The organism is Nakamurella multipartita DSM 44233, from assembly GCF_000024365.1.
GTDB classification, from domain to species: Bacteria; Actinomycetota; Actinomycetes; order Mycobacteriales; family Nakamurellaceae; genus Nakamurella; species Nakamurella multipartita.
The window spans coordinates 1,639,671-1,656,686 of record NC_013235.1 but is presented as its reverse complement, the minus strand read 5'-3'; the positions used below and the strand labels follow the sequence as shown (position 1 = coordinate 1,656,686).

The following is a 17,016-nucleotide window of genomic DNA, read 5'->3' as shown; positions in this document are numbered from 1 at the left end:
CAATCAATCAGCGGTCAATCAGTCAGCGGTCAGGACCGCGAACGCGCGCACCGTGAACGTGCCCATGCCGACGACGGCCGGCGGCGCCGCGGTGAACCGGAATCCGGTGTCCGGCAGTTCGGCCAGCGCGGTCAGGTGCTCGACCACGGGAATCCCCGCCGCCAGCAGCCAGGTGTGGGCCGGCCGGCGCCCGGTATGGGTCGAGTCGATGTTGAGCGAATCGATGCCGACCAGGGAGGGCTTGACCGAGACCAGGAACTCGACCGCGTCGTCGGTCAGGTACGGGTGGTCGGTGAAGTACGCGCTGGTCCCCCACCGATCGCTGTGTCCGGTCTCGATCAGCACGGCCCGGCCGGCCGGCTCGCTCACGCCGGCCGCCTCCAGCGCGGACCGCAGGCGCGCCTCGTCGATCGCCCGGTCGGCCGCGACGAGATCGCGAGCCCGAACCACGACACCGGACCGGTCGACCATCCGGGCCAGGTCCACCCGGGACAGGTCGTCGCCGTCCCGGTAGCGGTGCGCCGGGGTGTCCAGGTAGGTGCCGGTGTTGGCGGCCATGCTGATGGTGCCGATCGAGAACTCGGTCCCGGCCGCGTAGTGGGCGGCCGACTCGTCGAACGTCAGATGCGCACCGAGCGTCGGACCCGGGATGCCCGGGTAGGTCGTCATGCCCTCGACGATCGGATGCGACAGATCGACCACCTCGCGGTCGACCGGCCTGCCGGCCCCGGTCATAGCTGTACTCCCATGATCAGCTCGTCACGATCCCCGTCCGGGCCCTGCTGCCAGTGCGGCCGGCGACCCCAGACGGTGAATCCGGCCTTCTCGAAGAACCGTTGTCCGCGCTCGTCCTGCGCGAACGCGACATCCACCCGCTGCAGCCCGCGGTCCCGGGCGGCGGTCAGCAGCTCACCGAGCAACTGGCTGCCCAGGCCGCAGCCGGTCAGGGCCGGTTCCACCATCAGCAGCTCGAGGGTGCCGGTGCGCGACCGGGTGCCCTGACCCGGACGCAGCACGGCGGCGCCGACCAGGCGACGGGCCTGATCGGCGGCCACGCCCAGGGCCCGACCCTGGCGCAGGCTGTCCACGAGCGGCACCGCGGCCCGAGCGATCTCCGCCCGAGGCGCCGCGGCGGCGAAGCCGACGGCCCCGCCGGCCTGCGCCGACTCGTGCCACAGGCCGACCAGGGCGACACCGAAGGCGCTGTCGGCGGCCATCGGGGCGCTGGCCGCATCCCCGCCCGGCCGGACCCCTGGTCCGACCCGGCGGATGGTGGGCGCGGCAGCACTCCAGGCGCCGCCCGGCGGCGCCGCCGTCACAGGCCGGGGAACCAGAGCGCGATCTCCCGAGCGGCCGACTCCGGCGAGTCCGAGCCGTGCACCAGGTTGAACTGGGTCTCCAGGCCGAAGTCGCCGCGGATGCTGCCGGTGGCGGCCTTCTCCACCGGGTCGGTGCCGCCGGCCAGCTGCCGGAACGCGGCCACCGCACGGGGACCCTCAACGACGGCGGCGACCAGCGGTCCGCCGGTGATGAAGTCGAGCAGGCTCTGGTAGAAGCCCTTGCCCTCGTGCTCGGCATAGTGCTCCTGCGCGACGGCCAACTCGACCGTCCGCAGTTCCAGGGCGACCAGGGACAGGCCCTTGCGCTCGATCCGGGCGAGGATCTCGCCGACCAGGTGCCGCTCGACGCCGTCGGGCTTGATCAGGACGAGAGTGCGTTCGGACATGGGCGGGGCTGTCTCCTCAGGTGGGGTGGCCGCTTCGGCCACCTGCGTCAGGCGCCGCCCGGTTGCGGCGGCACCGGCAGCGTACCGGCCACCAGCCGGCGATGGAGTTCGGCGCGGAACCACAGGATCAGCGCCCACACCGCGGCGAACACGATGCCCATCACGCCCAGGGTCGGCGTGATGGACCAGCCGACGATCATCAGCGCCTGCAGGCCCAGGATGACGGCCACCGCGTAGGGCCGCCGGACGATGACGCAGCACATGATCAGGGCGGCGGCCAGCAGGCAGATCGCGGCGATGCCGGCCGGACCGACCCCGCCGTCGACGTTGATGGCGACGGGCAGGGCCAGCAGTACGGCGATGGCCTCCAGCACCAGCGTCGCCGACATCACCCCGCGCAGCCCCTTGTTGATCGCGGCCTGCCGGCGGGCCAACTCCTGCGCCTGCTCGTCCGGCGCGGTGTCCGGGCCGCTCACGCCGGCCCCAGACCGGCCAGGGCCCGCCCGTCCCCGGCCGAGACCACCGAGCCGGTGATCACCACCCCGGTGCCGGAGGTGTCCTCGACGCCGGTCTCGGCCAGTTCGACAGCCAGCGCGATCGCGTCGTCCATCCGCTCGGCCACGTGCACCACGCCGTCCCCGAACACGTCCTCCGCCAGCGCGGCCAGCTCGGCCGGCGGCATCGACCGGGGTGAGGAATTGCGGGTGACGACCACCTCGTCGAACGAGTCGGCCAACGCCTCGAGGATGCCGTGCACGTCCTTGTCGCCCAGCACGGCGAGCACGCCGACCAGCCGGGTGAAGGAGAACTCGGCGGCCAGCGCGGCGGCGAGAGCGGCCGCGCCGTGCGGGTTGTGGGCGGCGTCGACCATGATCGTCGGGGAGGTGCGGACGCGTTCGAGCCGGCCGGGCGCGGCCGCGGCGGCGAAGCCGTCCTGCACCGGACCCAGGTCGAGCTGCCGGGTGGCCCCGGCGCCGAAGAACACCTCGACCGCGGCCAGGGCGCCGGCGGCGTTGGCCGCCTGATGCTCACCGGACAGCGGCAGGAAGATGTCCTCGTAGACCCCGCCCAGCCCCTGCAGCGTCAACCGCTGCCCGCCGACCGCGAAAGATCGCTCCAGCACGGCGAACTCGCTGCCGAACCGGGCCACCGCGGCGTCCACCTCGACGGTGCGACGCAGGATCGCGGTCATCGCGTCCGGTTCCTGCGCGCCGATGACGGCGACCGAATCGGGCTTGACGATGCCGGCCTTGTTCGTGGCGATCTCGCGCAGCGTGGACCCGAGGAACTCGATGTGGTCGATGCCCACCGGGGTGATCACCGCGACCCGGGCATCGGCGACGTTGGTCGAGTCCCAGGTGCCGCCGAGCCCGACCTCGACCACGGCCACGTCGACCGGGGCGTCGGCGAAGACGGCATAGGCCATCGCGGTGAGGATCTCGAACTTGGACAGCGGGACCCCGCCGGTGCGCGCCGACGCCTGGTCGACCAGCTCGACGAACGGCGCGAGGTCGCTGTAGGCCTGCACGTACCGGTCGGCCGAGATCGGTTCGCCGTCCAGGGCGATCCGCTCGGTGACCGACTGCAGGTGCGGCGAGGTGAACCGGCCGGTGCGCAGCCCGAACCGGCTCAGCAACGCGTCGATCATCCGGGCGGTGGAGGTCTTGCCGTTGGTGCCGGCGATCATGATCACCGGGTAGCTGCGTTCGGGGTGGCCGAGCATGTCCAGCAGCAGGCTGATCCGGTCCAGGGTCGGCGAGATCTGCACCTCGTTGCGCCGGGTGTCCAGCAGCGACTCGACGTAACCCAGGGTCAGCGGCGGCGAGTCGGGCACCAACGCGGTCGTCCCGTCCGGCGCCTGGTCATCCAGATCCGCGGTGGCGGCGGCGATCTCGGCCTCGTCCTCGCCGTGCAGGGCCAGGTCGTCGGGCCCGAGCGCGCCGACGGCGTCGGCGTCCCAGCCCAACGGGTCACCGGCCCGGCCGGCCGGCTCCGACGGGTCGATCGGTCCGCCGGTCACCGGCCGTCCTCGCGCAGCGACCGCAACCGCTCGGTGAGCCGGTCGACGTCCTGGGCCGCCTTGTCGGCGCGGGCCCGGATCTTGCCGACCACCGCCTCGGGGGCCTTGGCCAGGAAGTCGGCGTTGCCGAGCTTGCGCCCGCAGTCCGCGATCTCCTTCTGGGCGGCAGCCAGATCCTTGGTCGCCCGGGCGATCTCGGCGCCCACGTCGAGCACGCCGCTGGTGTCCAGCTGCACCGTGACCACGCCGGCGGACAGCCGAACCGGCAGCGTCACGGTGGCCTGGAAGCCGGCCGCGTCACCGCCGTCCGCGGTCAGCCGGGTCAGTGCCCGCGCGGTGAGGTCCAGGCCGCCGTCGGCGCCTACGATCCGGGCCGGCAGGGCGCGGCTCGGCGGCACTTTCTGATCGGCCCGGGCCCGCCGGATCTCGGTGGACAGGGTCTGCACGTCGCGGACCCAGTCCGCCGCCGCCGGCTGCGCGGTGCGCCCGGAGGACTCCGGCCAGGCCGCGATCACCAGCGACTCCTGGCCGGTCAGCGACGTCCACAGGGTGTCGGTGACGAACGGCACGAACGGGTGCAGCAGCCGCAGCAGGCCGTCCAGCACGGTGCCGAGCACCTGCCGGGTGGTGACCAACCGGTCGGGGCCGTCCTCGCCCCGCTCGCCGGCCGCGATCTGCACCTTGGCCAGTTCCAGGTACCAGTCGCAGACCTCGTCCCAGGCGAAGTGGTAGAGACCCTCGGCGGCCTTGGCGAACTGGAAGTCGCCCAGCAGCGCCGTGGTGGTCGTGACCATCTCGTCCAGCCGGTCCAGGATCCACCGGTCGGCCGGGGTCAGGTCCGCCTCGATCAGGGCGACGTCCGGCACCACCGCACCGTTGAGCAGCGCGAACCGGGTGGCGTTGAACAGCTTCGAGCAGAACTTGCCGGCGCCGGCTACCCACTCCTCGGCGATGGCCTGGTCGGCCCCCGGGTTGGAGCCGCGGGCCAGGGTGAACCGGACCGCGTCGGCCCCGTAGGTGTCGATCCACTTGAGCGGGTCCACGGTATTGCCCCGCGACTTGGACATCTTCTTGCCGAACTGGTCCCGGACCAGCCCGTGCAGGGCCACCGTGTGGAACGGCACCTGCGGCTCGCCGTCCTCGTTGGCCGTCGCGTACAGGCCGAACATCATCATCCGGACGACCCAGAAGAACAGGATGTCGTAGCCGGTGACCAGCACCGAGGTCGGATAGAACGCCTTGAGGGTGTCGGACTGCTCCGGCCAGCCCATGGTCGAGAACGGCCACAGCCCGGAGGAGAACCAGGTGTCGAGCACGTCGGGGTCCTGGGTCCAGCCCTCGCCCGGCGGCTCCTCCCCCGGACCGACCGCCCGCATCTGACCGTCCGGTCCGTACCAGACGGGGATGCGGTGCCCCCACCACAGCTGCCGGGAGATGCACCAGTCGTGCATGTTGTCGACCCAGTCGAAGTACCGGGCGGCGAGCTCGGGCGGGTGGATCGTCGTCCGGCCGTCGCGGACGGCGTCGCCGGCCGCCTTGGCCAGCGACTCCACCCGCACGAACCACTGGGTGGACAGCCGCGGCTCGATGACGTCGTCGGACCGCGAGCAATGGCCGACGGCGTGCACGTAGGGCACCTTCTCGGCCACGATCCGGCCCTGTGCGCGCAGCTCCTGCTTGATTGCCACCCGGGCCGCGAACCGGTCCATCCCGTCGAAACGGGTTCCGGTGCCGGTGATCTCGGCCCTCTCGTTCATGATCGTCGGCGCGTCCAGGCCGTGCCGGCGGCCGATCTCGAAGTCATTGGGGTCGTGCGCCGGGGTGACCTTGACCGCGCCGGTGCCGAACTGCGGGTCGACGTGCTCGTCGGCCACCACCGGGATCTGCCGGTTGACGATGGGTAGCAGCACGGTGCGCCCGATCAGGTGCCGGTACCGCTCGTCGTCGGGGTGCACCGCGATCGCGGTGTCTCCGAGCATGGTCTCCACCCGGGTGGTGGCGACCACCACCGCGTCATCGGCCTCGCCGTCCCCCTCGCCCGATCCGTAGCGGATGGAGACCAGTTCGCCGTCGTCGTCGGAGTGCTCGACCTCGATGTCGGACAGGGCGGTCAGGCACCCCGGGCACCAGTTGATGATCCGCTCGGCCCGGTAGATCAGGCCGTCCTCGAACATCCGCTTGAAGATGGTCTGCACGGCGTCGGACAGTCCCTCGTCGAGGGTGAACCGCTCACGGTCCCAGTCGACCGAGTCGCCCAGGCGCTTCATCTGGCCCAGGATCGCGCCGCCGGATTCGGCCTTCCAGTCCCACACCTTCTGCACGAACAGCTCGCGGCCAAGTTCTTGCCGGCTGCTTCCTTTCGAGGCCAGCTGCCGTTCGACCACGGTCTGGGTGGCGATGCCGGCGTGATCCATGCCGGGCAACCACAGCGCTTCGTCGCCGGACATCCGGTGCCAGCGGGTGAGCACGTCCATCAGGGTGTGGTCCAGCGCATGCCCGACGTGCAGGTTGCCGGTGACATTGGGCGGCGGCAGCACGATCGAGAACGGCTTGCGCTCGCCGCGCAGCACCGCGCCCTCGTCGGCCTTGAAGTAGCCGGCCTGCTGCCAACGTGCGTACAGGGGTACCTCGACCGCCGCCGGGTCGTACTGCTTGGGCAGATCGTCGTGTGCGGGATGGGCGGCGGTGGAAGTCACCCGACAAGTCTAGGGACCGCGCGCGGCGTCCTTGGACGCCGATCAGCGCGAGGCCGGCGGGCTCAGGCTTCGGCCAGGGCCATCGGCCCGTAGATCGCCTGCTGGTCGTTGAACAGCGAGACGGCACTGATGCCGCGCTCGAGCAGATCGGGCCAGGTCTCACCGAGCCACTGTTCGGCCTCGTCCTGGGAGCCGAACGACATCTCCGGCCCTTCGGCCACGACACCGGCTTCGTCCGCGTAGCGCCACAGGTACACCATCGGTTTCTCCCTTCGTGTGGTCGAACTCACCGTGCTGGTAACGGCAACGCTATCGGGGCAGTCTGACAATCCCCTGTGAGCAGCACATTTTCCCATGGCTTTACGATCCCGGGCACGGCCGTTGCGCAAGTGGACGGGTCGCGGGGCCGGCGAGGGCCCGTCATCGGCATACTCAGCCCAATGGTCCTCGATCTGCCGCCCGTGCCCGCCCTGGACGCCGAGGCCGTCCTGGCCGCGGCCGCCGTGCGCGATCGACTCCCGGTCGGCGCGCTGGGGGTGTGGGCGTCGGTGATCGACCTGCTGGCCGGCTCCCGCGGGCCCGGGGACGGGCCGTTGCTGCCCCACCCCCGGCTGACCGTCTTCGCCGCCGACCACGCGGTGTCCCAGGCCGCCATCTCGGCCGCCCCGGCGTCGCAGTCGGTGGCCCGCGCGGTCGAGCTGGCCACCGGTGTCGGGTTGGCCGCCGGCCTGGCCCGGCACTCGGGGGTGGGGGTGAACGTGGTCGACGTCGGTCTGGCCGTACCCGACCCGGCCGTGCCCGACCGGTTGGCCCAGGCCCGCCCGGCCGGCCGGATCGATCGCAGCGACGCGCTGACCGAGGACGAGCTGGCCGCGGCGGTGCAGGCCGGCCGGGATCAGGCCGACGCCGCCGTCGACTCCGGCGCCGACCTGCTGGTCGGTGCGACCTGCGGGGTCGGGGTGAGCACCCCGGTCGCCGCGATCACCGCCGCGCTGACCGCGATGGAGCCGGTCGAGGCCACCTCCCGCGGATCGGGCATCGACGACAACGCCTGGATCCGCAAGGCGGCCATCGTGCGCGATGCCCTGTTCCGGATCCGCCGGGCCGGCGCCGACGCCCTGACCATGCTGCGGGTCGGCGGCGGGCCCGACCTGGCTGCGCTGACCGGGTTCATCGCCCAGGCGGCGGTGCGGCGCACCCCGGTGCTCGTGCACGACATGCCCAGCACCGTGGCCGCCGTCCTGGCCCACCGCCTCGCGCCGGGCGCCGACACCTACCTGCTGGTGTCCTCGCTGGCCCCCGAACGCGGGCATCCGCGACTGCTGGACCTGCTGGGACGCCAGCCGCTCACCGACTGGTCGACGACGGGGCACTCCGGGGTCGGTGCGCTGCTGGTGCTGCCCTCGCTGCTGGCCGCGGTCGGGGCCTTCGATGCCGTCGACCGCGCGGTGACCCCGCCGCGGTCGGCCGAGGCGATCAGCACCTGGGACGCCACCCTGCTGTAGGCCCCTGCTGGCGGACCCCGAACGATCCGGCTCCTCCACCTGGGGTGAACTGCGGCGGGTGGGCCGGGGACAAACCGCCCAGCGGGTTATGTTGTCGGCTCGGAACCGCCTTCCGCCACTGAGAGGTGCCCCGATGGCCGACTCGACCACCCCGCCGGCCGCGTCACCCCCCGCGGGTGCCGGTGCGGCTCCCGGCGCGGCCGGCCCGGCCGCGATCGACCCGCGCAAGGTCATCCGGTCGCCGGCCTACCTGTCCGCGTTGATCCTGGCGGCCATCCTGGGCATCCCGATCTCGGCGATCGCCTACGGCTTCCTGGCCCTGGTCAGCAAGATCCAGCAGTACCTGTTCACCGACCTGCCCACCTCGGTGACCGGTGGCCCGGCCCCGGCCTGGTGGCCACTGCCCTGGCTGCTGCTGTGCGGTCTGCTGACCGGGCTGACCATCCGCTACCTGCCCGGCAACTGCGGCCACTCCCCCGCCTTCGGCTTCCAGACCGGTGGCGCCCCGCCGACCGGCAAGGAGCTCGTCGGCGTCTTCCTGGCCGCGCTGACCACGCTGAGCCTGGGCGCGGTGCTCGGCCCCGAGGCCCCGCTGATCGCGATCGGCGGTGGCCTGGCCGCCCTGGTGGTACGGCTGGTCCGATCGGACGCGCCGCCGATGGCCGTCACGATCATGGCCTCGGCCGGCAGTTTCGCCGCCATCAGCACCCTGCTGGGCTCCCCGCTGCTGGGCGCCTTCCTGATCATGGAGGCGGCCGGGATCGGCGGCGCCACGCTGAGCCTGGTCGCCCTGCCCGGCCTGCTCGCCTCCGGCATCGGCGCCCTGATCTTCGTCGGGCTGGACAACCTCACCGGTCTGGGCACGTTCTCGCTGTCCCTGGGCACCGTGCCGCCGGATTCCGGCCCCACCGTGGCCACCCTGTGCTGGGCGATCGTGATGGGTGCGGTCGGCGCGCTGCTGGCCTGGGTCATCCGCTCGGGCGCGCTGTCGTTGCGACCGCTGGTGCACACCAACCGGGTCCTGGTCACCGGCGCCCTCGGTCTGCTGGTCGGCGCGGCCGCGATGGTGTACCAGCTGATCACCGGGCACAGCTTCACCCAGGTGCTGTTCTCCGGTCAGGATGCGATGCCCGAGCTGGTCAGCAACGCCGCGCAGTACTCGGTCGGCGCCCTGATCGTGCTCATCGTGGCCAAGGCGTTCGCCTACAGCCTCTCGCTCAGTGCCTTCCGCGGTGGCCCGGTCTTCCCGTCGATGTTCATCGGCGCCGCGCTGGGCATCGCCGCGTCCGGGTTGCCCGGGATGACGCTGGCCCCGGCGATCGCCATGGGCATCGGGGCGATGTGCGCGTCGATGCTGCGGCTGCCGATGACCTCCACCCTGCTGGCCGTCCTGCTGCTGGGCAGCGACGGGCTCTCGGTCACCCCGCAGGTCGTCATCGCGGTCGCGGTCGCGTTCGTGGTGACGTTCGTGCTGCCCGAGCCCGGACCCCGGCGTCCGGCGGCGCTGGCCGCGCCGGTCGGGGCGCCCAAGGCCTGAACCGGCTAGTTCTGGTCCTTCTTCTTGCGGGCCATGCCCCGCTGGGCGGCCGAGGTGATCACCCGGATCACCAGCCCGAACACCACCAGGTTCAGCAGCATCTGCAGGGTCACCAGCAGCTTCATCGGGTTGGACGCGGCGACGATGTCGCCGAAGCCGACGGTGGCGAACACCGTGGTGGTGAAGTAAAGCGCGGTGTCCTTGTCCAACACCTGGGTGAACACCGCGGGGTCCGAGGCCGAGTTGGACAGGTACACCCGGGCGAAGATCAGCAGGAACAGCAGCACGGTCAGGGCCAGCGACTCCAGTCCCCGCAGCACCGGGTACCGGGCCCGGCTGATCAGCGGCACCTGCACCCCCACGATCGCGCCGAAGATGAGCAGCTCCAGCAGCAACCAGGGCAGGTCCGAGTCGCCGTCGGCGGAGTCCTTGACCGGGATCGTGTAGTAGACCCACAGCAACGCGACGATCGAGACGGCCAGCCGCAGCCCCATCCACAGGGCCGGCTTGACCATTCCCGAGGACAGCTCCGGGGCCGGCGGACGCTCACTCACACCGAGGAACTCTGCCGCTCCGCCGGCCGATCCCGGCGCGGCGCGCCGAAGAAGGCCAACACCGCCGCGGCCGCGGTGATCGTCACCACCAACGTCATCGCGGCCGGCCACCCGCCGCGGGCGTACAGGGCGGCCCCGACCAGCCCGACCACGCTGGAGCCGGCGTAGTAGGCCAACGAGTAGATCGCGGAGGCCTGCGAGCGGGCCGCGGGCACCCGTTCCCCGGCCCAGGTGGCGGCGATCGCGTGCGCCACGAAGAAGGTGAAGGTGAGCAGCACCAGGCCGGTCAGCACGCTCCACAGCGGCGCCGGCACGGTGATCGCCGCGCCGATGGCCATGGTCAACCCGGCCCCGGCCAGCACCCGGCGGCGACCCAATCCGGCCACCAGCCGCCCGACCCCGGACGAGCCGATCGTGCCCACCAGGTAGGTCAGGAACAGCAGGCTGACCACCGAGGCGGGCAGCCGGTAGGGGTCGGCCAGCAGCCGGAACGAGAGCAGGTTGTAGACCGTGACGAAGGCGCCCATCAGCAGGAACGCCTGCGCGTAGAACACCCAGGCGACCCGGTCGGACAGCGCCAGCCGCACCTTGGCCGCCTCCCCGCCCGCTGGCCGCCCGCCCAGCTGATCGGCGGTGCGAGCCGTGGCCGGAGACTCCAGGAGCACGACGAACACCACCGCGGCGACGACCACGAACGCCGCCGTGGTCACCAGACCCCAACGCCAGCCGAACACCCCGCCGACGGCACCGGTCAACACCCGGCCGGACAATCCGCCGATTGTCGTGCCCGCGATGTACAGGCCGCCGGCCGCGGCCACCCGGGCCGGCGGGGCGGCGGACACCAGGTGCGCCACGGCCAGGGCCGGCAACGCGCCCAAGGCGGCTCCGGACACCGCCCGCAGGGCCAGCAGGATCTCGAAGGTCGGGGCGATCGCCACCAGCAGTCCGGACAGGGCGGCCACCAGCGCCGAGATCCGCATCGCCCGGGCCCGCCCGATCCGGTCGCCCACGGCCGCCCAGGGCAGCACCGACACGGCCAGCGCCCCGGTGGCCACCGACACCGCCAGCGTCGCCCGCGATTCGGTCAGCGACCACTCGGCGGCCAGCCCGGGGAGCACCGCCTGCACCGCGTACAGCTCGGCGAAGGTGGCGACGCCGCCCGCGAACAGGGCCGCGGTGAGCCGCCGGGACGGGGTCACAAGGTCCAGTCGACCGGTTCGCCGCCCTGCTCGACCAGCGAACGGTTGACCCGGGAGAACGGCCGGGACCCGAAGAAGCCGCGGTCGGCCGACATCGGCGACGGGTGCGCGGACTCGATCACCGGGGTCTGACCCAGCAGCGGCCGCAGGGTCTGCGCGTCCCGGCCCCACAGGATGGCCACCAGCGGGCCGCCGCGACGCACCAGCGAGCGGATGGCCTCGTCGGTGACCGGCTCCCAGCCCTTGCCTCGATGCGAGGCGGGCTTGCCCGGCTGGACGGTCAGCACCCGGTTGAGCAGCAGCACCCCCTGGTCGGACCAGGCGGTCAGGTCGCCGTGCGCGGGCGGGGTGATCCCGGTGTCGGCCTGCAGTTCCTTGTAGATGTTGCCCAGGGAGCGCGGCACCGGACGCACGTGGCGATCCACCGCGAACGACAGGCCGATCGGATGGCCGGGGGTGGGATACGGGTCCTGGCCCACGATGAGCACCTTGACCTGGGCCTGCGGCCGTTCGAAGGCGCGCAGGATGTGCGGGCCGGCCGGCAGGTACGGGCGGCCGGCGGCCACCTCGGCCCGCAGGAACTCGCCCATCGCGGTGATCCGGTCGGCCACCGGTTCCAGGGACTGCGCCCAGTCGTCGGCGACAAGGGAACTCAGCGGTGCCGGCATGGGCGGCAGGCTACCCGCCGGAGCCGAAGTGGTCCCAGCCGCCGGTCCCGGTCCACGGCTGCCCGTCGACGACGATCCCGCTGCCCTCGCGGACCATGCCGATCGGCGTCCAGTCGGCCGGCACCGACGCCTTGTCCGGGAAGGTCGCGGCCAGCGCGTGGTCGTCGCCGCCGGTCATTGCCCACTCCATCGGATCGCGGCCCAACGCGGAGGCCACCTCGGTCAGCCGGGCGTGCACCGGCACCACCCGGGTGGCCACCTCGATGGCCACCCCGGACTCGTCGGCCAGGTGGCCCAGGTCGGCGATCAGGCCGTCGGACACGTCGATCATCGACGTCGCCCCGGCCAGCGCGGCGACCACGCCCTGCTCGATCGGCGGCTCGGGCACCCGGTACGAGCCCACCAGCGCGGCCGGCGAGCGGAAGCCGCGGGACAGCACGGCCAGGCCCGCGGCCGCCCAGCCCAGCCGCCCGACCACGGCGACGACGTCGCCCACCCGGGCCCCGGACCGGCGCACCGGTTCCCGCCCGGCCAGATCACCCAGCACGGTCACCGAGATGGTCAGCACGGTGGATCGGGTGATGTCGCCGCCGACGATGCCCGCGCCCACCTTGCTCGCCTCGGCGTCCAGGCCGCGTCCGATGTCCATCACCAGGTCGGTCGGGGTCTCGGCCGGCGCGCATAGCCCGACCAGCAGCGCCGTCGGGGTGGCGCCCATCGCGGCGACGTCGGCCATCGAGGCCAGCGCCGCCCGCCGGCCGATCTGCTCGCCGCTGGCCCAGTCGGTGCGAAAGTGCACGCCGTCGACCAGCACGTCGACGGTGGCCACCACCCGGCCGTCGGCCGCCGCGACGATCGCGCAGTCGTCCCCGGGGCCGAGCAGGGTGGTCGTCGGCTGACCGGTCCGCGCGACCAGCGCGTCGATCACGGAGAACTCGCCGGTGGAGGCCAGGGTGGCCGGTTGGTTGCTGATGGTGCACCTCGCTGTTGATCACTGCCGCTGTTGATCACTGCTGTCGGGAACTGTCGAAAGCCGCCTGACCATCATGGCCGATCCGGGTGCCGGGAATCGGACGTCGCGCGGACCGATAGGCTCTGGCCGGAACCACACCGTTCGCACGAGTTCGCAGGATTTCGCAGAAGTACGGAAGGGGCACACCGTGGTGCAGGCGTTCATCCTCATCCAGACCGAGGTCGGCCAGGCCGCCGCGGTCGCCCAGGCGATCGCCGAACTGCCCGGTGTCACCAGCGCCGAAGACGTGACCGGCCCCTACGACGTCATCGTCCGGGCCGAGGCGCAGACCGTGGACGAGCTCGGCAAACTGGTCGTCGCCCGGGTTCAGGGGGTTGCCGGGATCACCCGGACGCTCACCTGCCCGGTGGTGCACCTCTGACCGCAGTGATGCCCGAGTCGCCGCCGGCCGCCCGGGACGGGCTGCCGCGCTGGCGGTTGGTCGCGGCCATCACGGTGGCCGTGCTGGCCGTGGTCGGCGTGATCGTCGCCGCCGGCTACGTCAAGTCCCGGCCGGCCACCTCCGTCGACGACCCGTTGTCCCTGTCCTCGGTGCAGTCCCCCGGGGCGACGACGCCGGCGTGTACGAGCCTGATGGCCGCGCTGCCCGATTCCCTGGCCGGCCTGCCCCGGCGCGTCATCGAGCACGCCGACGATCCCTCCCTGGCCGGCGTGGCGGCCTGGGGCGAGCCGGCGGTGGTCCTGCGCTGCGGGGTGCCGACCCCGGCGGAGCTGACCTGCACGGCGGCGTTGCAGGAGGTGGACGGGGTGGCCTGGTTGCCGCTGTCCACCGGCGGGGACACCACCTACTTCCTGGTCGACCGGTCCGTCCGGGTCGCCCTGACCGTGCCGGCCGCGGTCACCTCCACCGGGCCCTGGCAGCAGGCCTCCACGATCATCGGCGCGACCCTGCCCGAACGCGCCATCTGCCGGGACGGCGTTCCGTTGCTCGGCGACGGCGAATAGCGCCCAGCCGTCTCCCCGGGGTCAGCCCGGTCGGCTCACCCCGGTCGGTTCGGTCCGGCCGGGTCAGCCCGGCGGGGTCAGCGCAGGCCGGTGCCCCGGGCCAGCGCGGTGCGGATCAGCACGGTGATCAGGTCCCGGTAGGACACCCCGGCCTTGGCCCACATGGCCGGGTACATCGAGATCGGGGTGAAGCCCGGCAGGGTGTTCACCTCGTTGATGACGACCCGGTCGGCCAGGTCGCCGTCGGGCCGGACGAAGAAGTCCACCCGGGCCAGGCCCTGGGCGTCCAGCGCGGCGAACGCCCGGCGGGACAGCTCGTGGATGCGCGCGGTCACCTCGTCCGGCAGGTCGGCCGGGATGTCGAAGCTGGCCGCCGTGTCGTCCAGGTACTTGGCGTCGAAGTCGTAGAACTCGTACCCGCCGCCGACGTGGATCTCCGCCGGCGGGGAGGCCTCGATCCGCCCGTCCGGGTGCTCGAGCACCCCGCACTCGACCTCGCGGCCGACCACGGCCGCCTCCACCAGCACCTTCGGGTCGGTCTCCCGGGCGATCGCGATGGCCCGGTCCAACTCGGCCCATTCGGCGACCCGGCTCACCCCCAGCGACGAGCCGGCCCGGGCCGGCTTGACGAACACCGGCAGCCCCAGCCGCTGCTTTTGCTCGGCGGTCAGGGTCGGCGTGCCCGGCCGCAGCACCACCCAGTCGCCCACCGGCAGCCCCTCGGCGGCCAGCAGCTTCTTGGTGAACTCCTTGTCCATGGCGGCGGCCGAGGCCAGCACCCCGGCGCCCACGTAGGGCACCCCGGCCAGCTCGAGCAGGCCCTGGATGGTGCCGTCCTCGCCGTAGGGACCGTGCAGGACCGGGAAGACGACCTCCACGTCGACCACCGCGGAGCGATCGACGGACGGGTCGATGCTGACCAGCGCGGCGGCGGTGGGATCCACCGGCAGGGCGACCGCCGAACCGGTGCTCACCTCGGGCAGGGTCGGCCCACCGGTCGTGGGGATCGCCGCCGGGTCCATCTGCAGCCAGCGGCCCGCCGGGGTGATGCCGACGGCGGTGACGTCGAACAGGTCGGTGTCGATGTTGGCCAGCACGCCGGCGGCCGAAATGCAGGACACCGGGTGTTCCCCACTGCGCCCGCCGAACACCACGGCCACCCGGATCCGGTCAGCACTCATGGTCGTTGACCCTATCGGGGCGCCGCCGGTGGGCCACCGATCGACACAGCGTGGCCGGGGCCGATCGAGACGCGCTCACTCCGCGCTGTGCGGCTGGTCCATCAGGAAGCGGATCATCTGGCCGGGCGGCAGATGCCGGTAACAGACCTGGTAGACGGCCTCGGTGATGGGCATGTCGACCTTGTGCCGGACGGCCAGGTCGCGCACCGACCGGCAGCTGACGACGCCCTCGGCGACCTGCCCGCCGGCCGCCTCCAGCGCGGCGTCCAGGCCCATGCCGGCGGCCAGCCGGCCCCCCAGCGTCCGGTTGCGCGACAGCGGCGACCAGCAGGTCGCCACCAGGTCACCGAGCCCGGCCAGGCCGGCGAAGGTCGCCGGCACCGCACCCAGCTCGACGCCCAGCCGGGTCACCTCGTTCAGCCCCCGGGTGATCAGCGAGGCGCCGGCGTTGAGCCCCAGGCCCAGGCCGTCGGCGATGCCGCAGGCCAGCGCGATGATGTTCTTGCCGGTGCCGGCGATCTCGGCGCCGACCACGTCGGTGGTGGTGAACGGCCGGAAGTACGGGGTGGCGCAGGCCTCCTGCACGGCCCGGGCCCGGTCGTGGTCGGTGCAGGCCAGCACCGAGGCGGTCGGCCGGGTCAGGGCGATCTCGGCGGCCAGGTTCGGCCCGGTGAGCACGACGATCCGCTCGGGGTCGATCTGGCCGACTCGCGAGATCACCTCGCTCATCCGCAGGCCGGTGCCGATCTCCACACCCTTGGCCAGCGAGACCACCGGGATCCGTGCCGGCAGGCTGTCCCGGAACACCCGCATGTTCTCCCGCAGCGCCTGGCTCGGCACGGCCAGCACCACCGCGTCGACGCCGTCCAGCGCGGCGTCGAAATCGGAGGTGCCGTGCAGGTTCTCGGGCAGGTCGACGCCGGGCAGGTAGTCGGGGTTGCGGCGGGTGTCGCGGATGGCGGTGGCCACCGATTCGCGGCGGGCCCACAGCGTGACGTCGCGGCCGGCGTCGGCCAGCACCTTGGCGAAGGTGGTGCCCCAGGACCCCGCGCCGAGCACCGCCAGCCGTTGCAGGGTGTCGGTCACCGGTCCGGCGTCTCCGGCGGGGCGGCGGCCGCCGGCGGTTCCGCGTCCGCGGCGGCCGAGCGTTGGGCCAACCGTTCGGCCTTGCGCTGGTCGTAGAACTCGGTCGGCGGGGTGATGCCGCGGACCTCGCCGACCATGTCCCGGACCGCGGTCATGATCCGGACCGAGGCGGCCCGGACGGCGCGGGCGTCCCGGGCCCCGGCCCGCAGATCGGACAGGTCGATCGGCTCACCGAAGACGGTGTGCACGTCCTTGCGCGGCCACGGGTGGAACCGGCGGCCCTGCACGTAGGAGGTGTAGACCTGGTTGGAGCCCCAGTGAGCCATCGGGATCACCGGGAAGTCGCCGGACAGGGCGAGCGCCCCCACGCCCATCCGCGGCTTCATCGGCCACATCTCGGGGTCCCGGGTGACCGTGCCGTCGGGGTAGATCAGCACCACCCGGCCGGCGTTCAACGCGGCGGTGGCCGCCTCCAGGCTGTTCTGGCCGGCCCCGGCGCCGGTCCGATCGACCGGGATCTGGTCGGACCCGGCCAGCGCCTTGCCCAGCACCGGCACCTTCCACAGCGAGGCCTTGGCCATGAACCGCGGGATCCGGCCGGTCTTGCGGACCGCGACGGCGTCGAACAGCGGGTCCAGGTGCGAGATGTGGTTGGCCACCAGCAGGTAGCCGCCGCGCCGGCGGGCGTGCTCGGCGCCGCCCACCTTCTGCCGGCCCAGCAGGGACGCCAACGGGTACATCACGACCTTGCAGAAGGCGAGCCAGGCGTTGCCCTTCTCGTACACGGGACTGCGCGCCACCTTGAGCTCTCCTTCGTGCCGACGACGTCGCTCACCCTAGCCGTTGCGCACCTTAGTCCTGGCGTC

General features: G+C 72.8%; 18 protein-coding genes. 4 read left to right on the top strand and 14 right to left on the bottom strand.

Translation table 11 applies throughout. The annotated features are described in order from the left end of the window. Window positions 1-18: 18 nt before the first annotated feature. The 7 genes from NAMU_RS07500 to NAMU_RS07470 all read right to left on the bottom strand — a co-directional run bounded on the left by NAMU_RS07500 (window position 19) and on the right by NAMU_RS07470 (window position 6,702). On the bottom strand, window positions 19-735 hold the full coding sequence (locus tag NAMU_RS07500; RefSeq protein WP_015746805.1) for a cyclase family protein: 717 nt from the start codon (window positions 733-735) through the stop codon (window positions 19-21). After that, complete coding sequence (locus NAMU_RS27130; protein WP_138179995.1) at window positions 732-1,319, bottom strand: GNAT family N-acetyltransferase; 588 nt, start codon at window positions 1,317-1,319, stop codon at window positions 732-734. Before NAMU_RS27130 ends, NAMU_RS07500 begins: the two co-directional genes overlap by 4 nt. Further along, complete coding sequence (gene ndk / locus NAMU_RS07490) at window positions 1,316-1,726, bottom strand: nucleoside-diphosphate kinase (protein WP_015746803.1); 411 nt, start codon at window positions 1,724-1,726, stop codon at window positions 1,316-1,318. Before ndk ends, NAMU_RS27130 begins: the two co-directional genes overlap by 4 nt. A gap of 47 nt (window positions 1,727-1,773) precedes the next feature. Beyond that, window positions 1,774-2,202, bottom strand: coding sequence for a DUF4233 domain-containing protein (locus NAMU_RS07485; protein ID WP_015746802.1), 429 nt, complete (start codon window positions 2,200-2,202; stop codon window positions 1,774-1,776). Then, the gene (locus NAMU_RS07480; protein ID WP_015746801.1) at window positions 2,199-3,746 is read right to left on the bottom strand and encodes a bifunctional folylpolyglutamate synthase/dihydrofolate synthase; all 1,548 of its coding nucleotides are present in this window, start codon (window positions 3,744-3,746) and stop codon (window positions 2,199-2,201) included. The genes NAMU_RS07485 and NAMU_RS07480 overlap by 4 nt, the downstream gene beginning before the upstream one ends. Then, window positions 3,743-6,442: a valine--tRNA ligase gene (locus NAMU_RS07475; RefSeq protein WP_015746800.1), complete on the bottom strand. Its 2,700-nt coding sequence runs from the start codon at window positions 6,440-6,442 to the stop codon at window positions 3,743-3,745. Before NAMU_RS07475 ends, NAMU_RS07480 begins: the two co-directional genes overlap by 4 nt. A 62-nt stretch (window positions 6,443-6,504) precedes the next feature. Beyond that, a complete protein-coding gene (locus NAMU_RS07470; RefSeq protein WP_015746799.1) occupies window positions 6,505-6,702 on the bottom strand; it encodes a hypothetical protein in 198 nt (65 codons plus the stop codon). Window positions 6,703-6,882: 180 nt separating this feature from the next. Here NAMU_RS07470 and NAMU_RS07465 point away from each other — a divergent pair, with 180 nt between their 5' ends. Both NAMU_RS07465 and NAMU_RS07460 read left to right on the top strand, forming a co-directional pair. Then, window positions 6,883-7,947: a nicotinate-nucleotide--dimethylbenzimidazole phosphoribosyltransferase gene (locus tag NAMU_RS07465; protein ID WP_015746798.1), complete on the top strand. Its 1,065-nt coding sequence runs from the start codon at window positions 6,883-6,885 to the stop codon at window positions 7,945-7,947. Window positions 7,948-8,080: 133 nt separating this feature from the next. Next, window positions 8,081-9,484: a chloride channel protein gene (locus tag NAMU_RS07460; RefSeq protein ID WP_052307849.1), complete on the top strand. Its 1,404-nt coding sequence runs from the start codon at window positions 8,081-8,083 to the stop codon at window positions 9,482-9,484. Between the two features lie 5 nt (window positions 9,485-9,489). On the opposite strand, the gene NAMU_RS07455 is transcribed toward NAMU_RS07460, so the two are convergent. From NAMU_RS07455 to NAMU_RS07440, 4 genes are read right to left on the bottom strand one after another with little or no spacing between them, the layout of a single operon-like run. Continuing rightward, window positions 9,490-10,038: a potassium channel family protein gene (locus NAMU_RS07455; protein WP_041368546.1), complete on the bottom strand. Its 549-nt coding sequence runs from the start codon at window positions 10,036-10,038 to the stop codon at window positions 9,490-9,492. After that, a complete protein-coding gene (locus NAMU_RS07450; protein ID WP_015746795.1) occupies window positions 10,035-11,237 on the bottom strand; it encodes an MFS transporter in 1,203 nt (400 codons plus the stop codon). Before NAMU_RS07450 ends, NAMU_RS07455 begins: the two co-directional genes overlap by 4 nt. Continuing rightward, window positions 11,234-11,905, bottom strand: a complete 672-nt coding sequence (locus NAMU_RS07445; RefSeq protein ID WP_015746794.1) for a uracil-DNA glycosylase — start codon at window positions 11,903-11,905, stop codon at window positions 11,234-11,236. Before NAMU_RS07445 ends, NAMU_RS07450 begins: the two co-directional genes overlap by 4 nt. Before the next feature lie 10 nt (window positions 11,906-11,915). Beyond that, window positions 11,916-12,878 carry a thiamine-phosphate kinase gene (locus NAMU_RS07440; protein ID WP_041368544.1) on the bottom strand — a complete coding sequence of 321 codons (963 nt, stop codon included), beginning with the start codon at window positions 12,876-12,878 and terminating at the stop codon, window positions 11,916-11,918. Between the two features lie 187 nt (window positions 12,879-13,065). Between NAMU_RS07440 and NAMU_RS07435 the strand changes: the two genes are divergently transcribed. Both NAMU_RS07435 and NAMU_RS07430 read left to right on the top strand, forming a co-directional pair. After that, window positions 13,066-13,299 carry an Lrp/AsnC ligand binding domain-containing protein gene (locus NAMU_RS07435; protein WP_015746792.1) on the top strand — a complete coding sequence of 78 codons (234 nt, stop codon included), beginning with the start codon at window positions 13,066-13,068 and terminating at the stop codon, window positions 13,297-13,299. 8 nt (window positions 13,300-13,307) lie between these two features. Then, on the top strand, window positions 13,308-13,883 hold the full coding sequence (locus NAMU_RS07430; protein ID WP_015746791.1) for a DUF3515 domain-containing protein: 576 nt from the start codon (window positions 13,308-13,310) through the stop codon (window positions 13,881-13,883). Window positions 13,884-13,960: 77 nt separating this feature from the next. Here the strand turns inward: NAMU_RS07430 and NAMU_RS07425 are convergent, their stop codons facing one another. From NAMU_RS07425 to NAMU_RS07415, 3 genes are all read right to left on the bottom strand, one after another. Continuing rightward, complete coding sequence (locus NAMU_RS07425; protein WP_015746790.1) at window positions 13,961-15,064, bottom strand: D-alanine--D-alanine ligase family protein; 1,104 nt, start codon at window positions 15,062-15,064, stop codon at window positions 13,961-13,963. Window positions 15,065-15,139: 75 nt separating this feature from the next. After that, complete coding sequence (locus tag NAMU_RS07420) at window positions 15,140-16,150, bottom strand: NAD(P)H-dependent glycerol-3-phosphate dehydrogenase (RefSeq protein ID WP_015746789.1); 1,011 nt, start codon at window positions 16,148-16,150, stop codon at window positions 15,140-15,142. After that, complete coding sequence (locus NAMU_RS07415; protein WP_015746788.1) at window positions 16,147-16,950, bottom strand: lysophospholipid acyltransferase family protein; 804 nt, start codon at window positions 16,948-16,950, stop codon at window positions 16,147-16,149. Before NAMU_RS07415 ends, NAMU_RS07420 begins: the two co-directional genes overlap by 4 nt. Window positions 16,951-17,016: the final 66 nt, after the last annotated feature.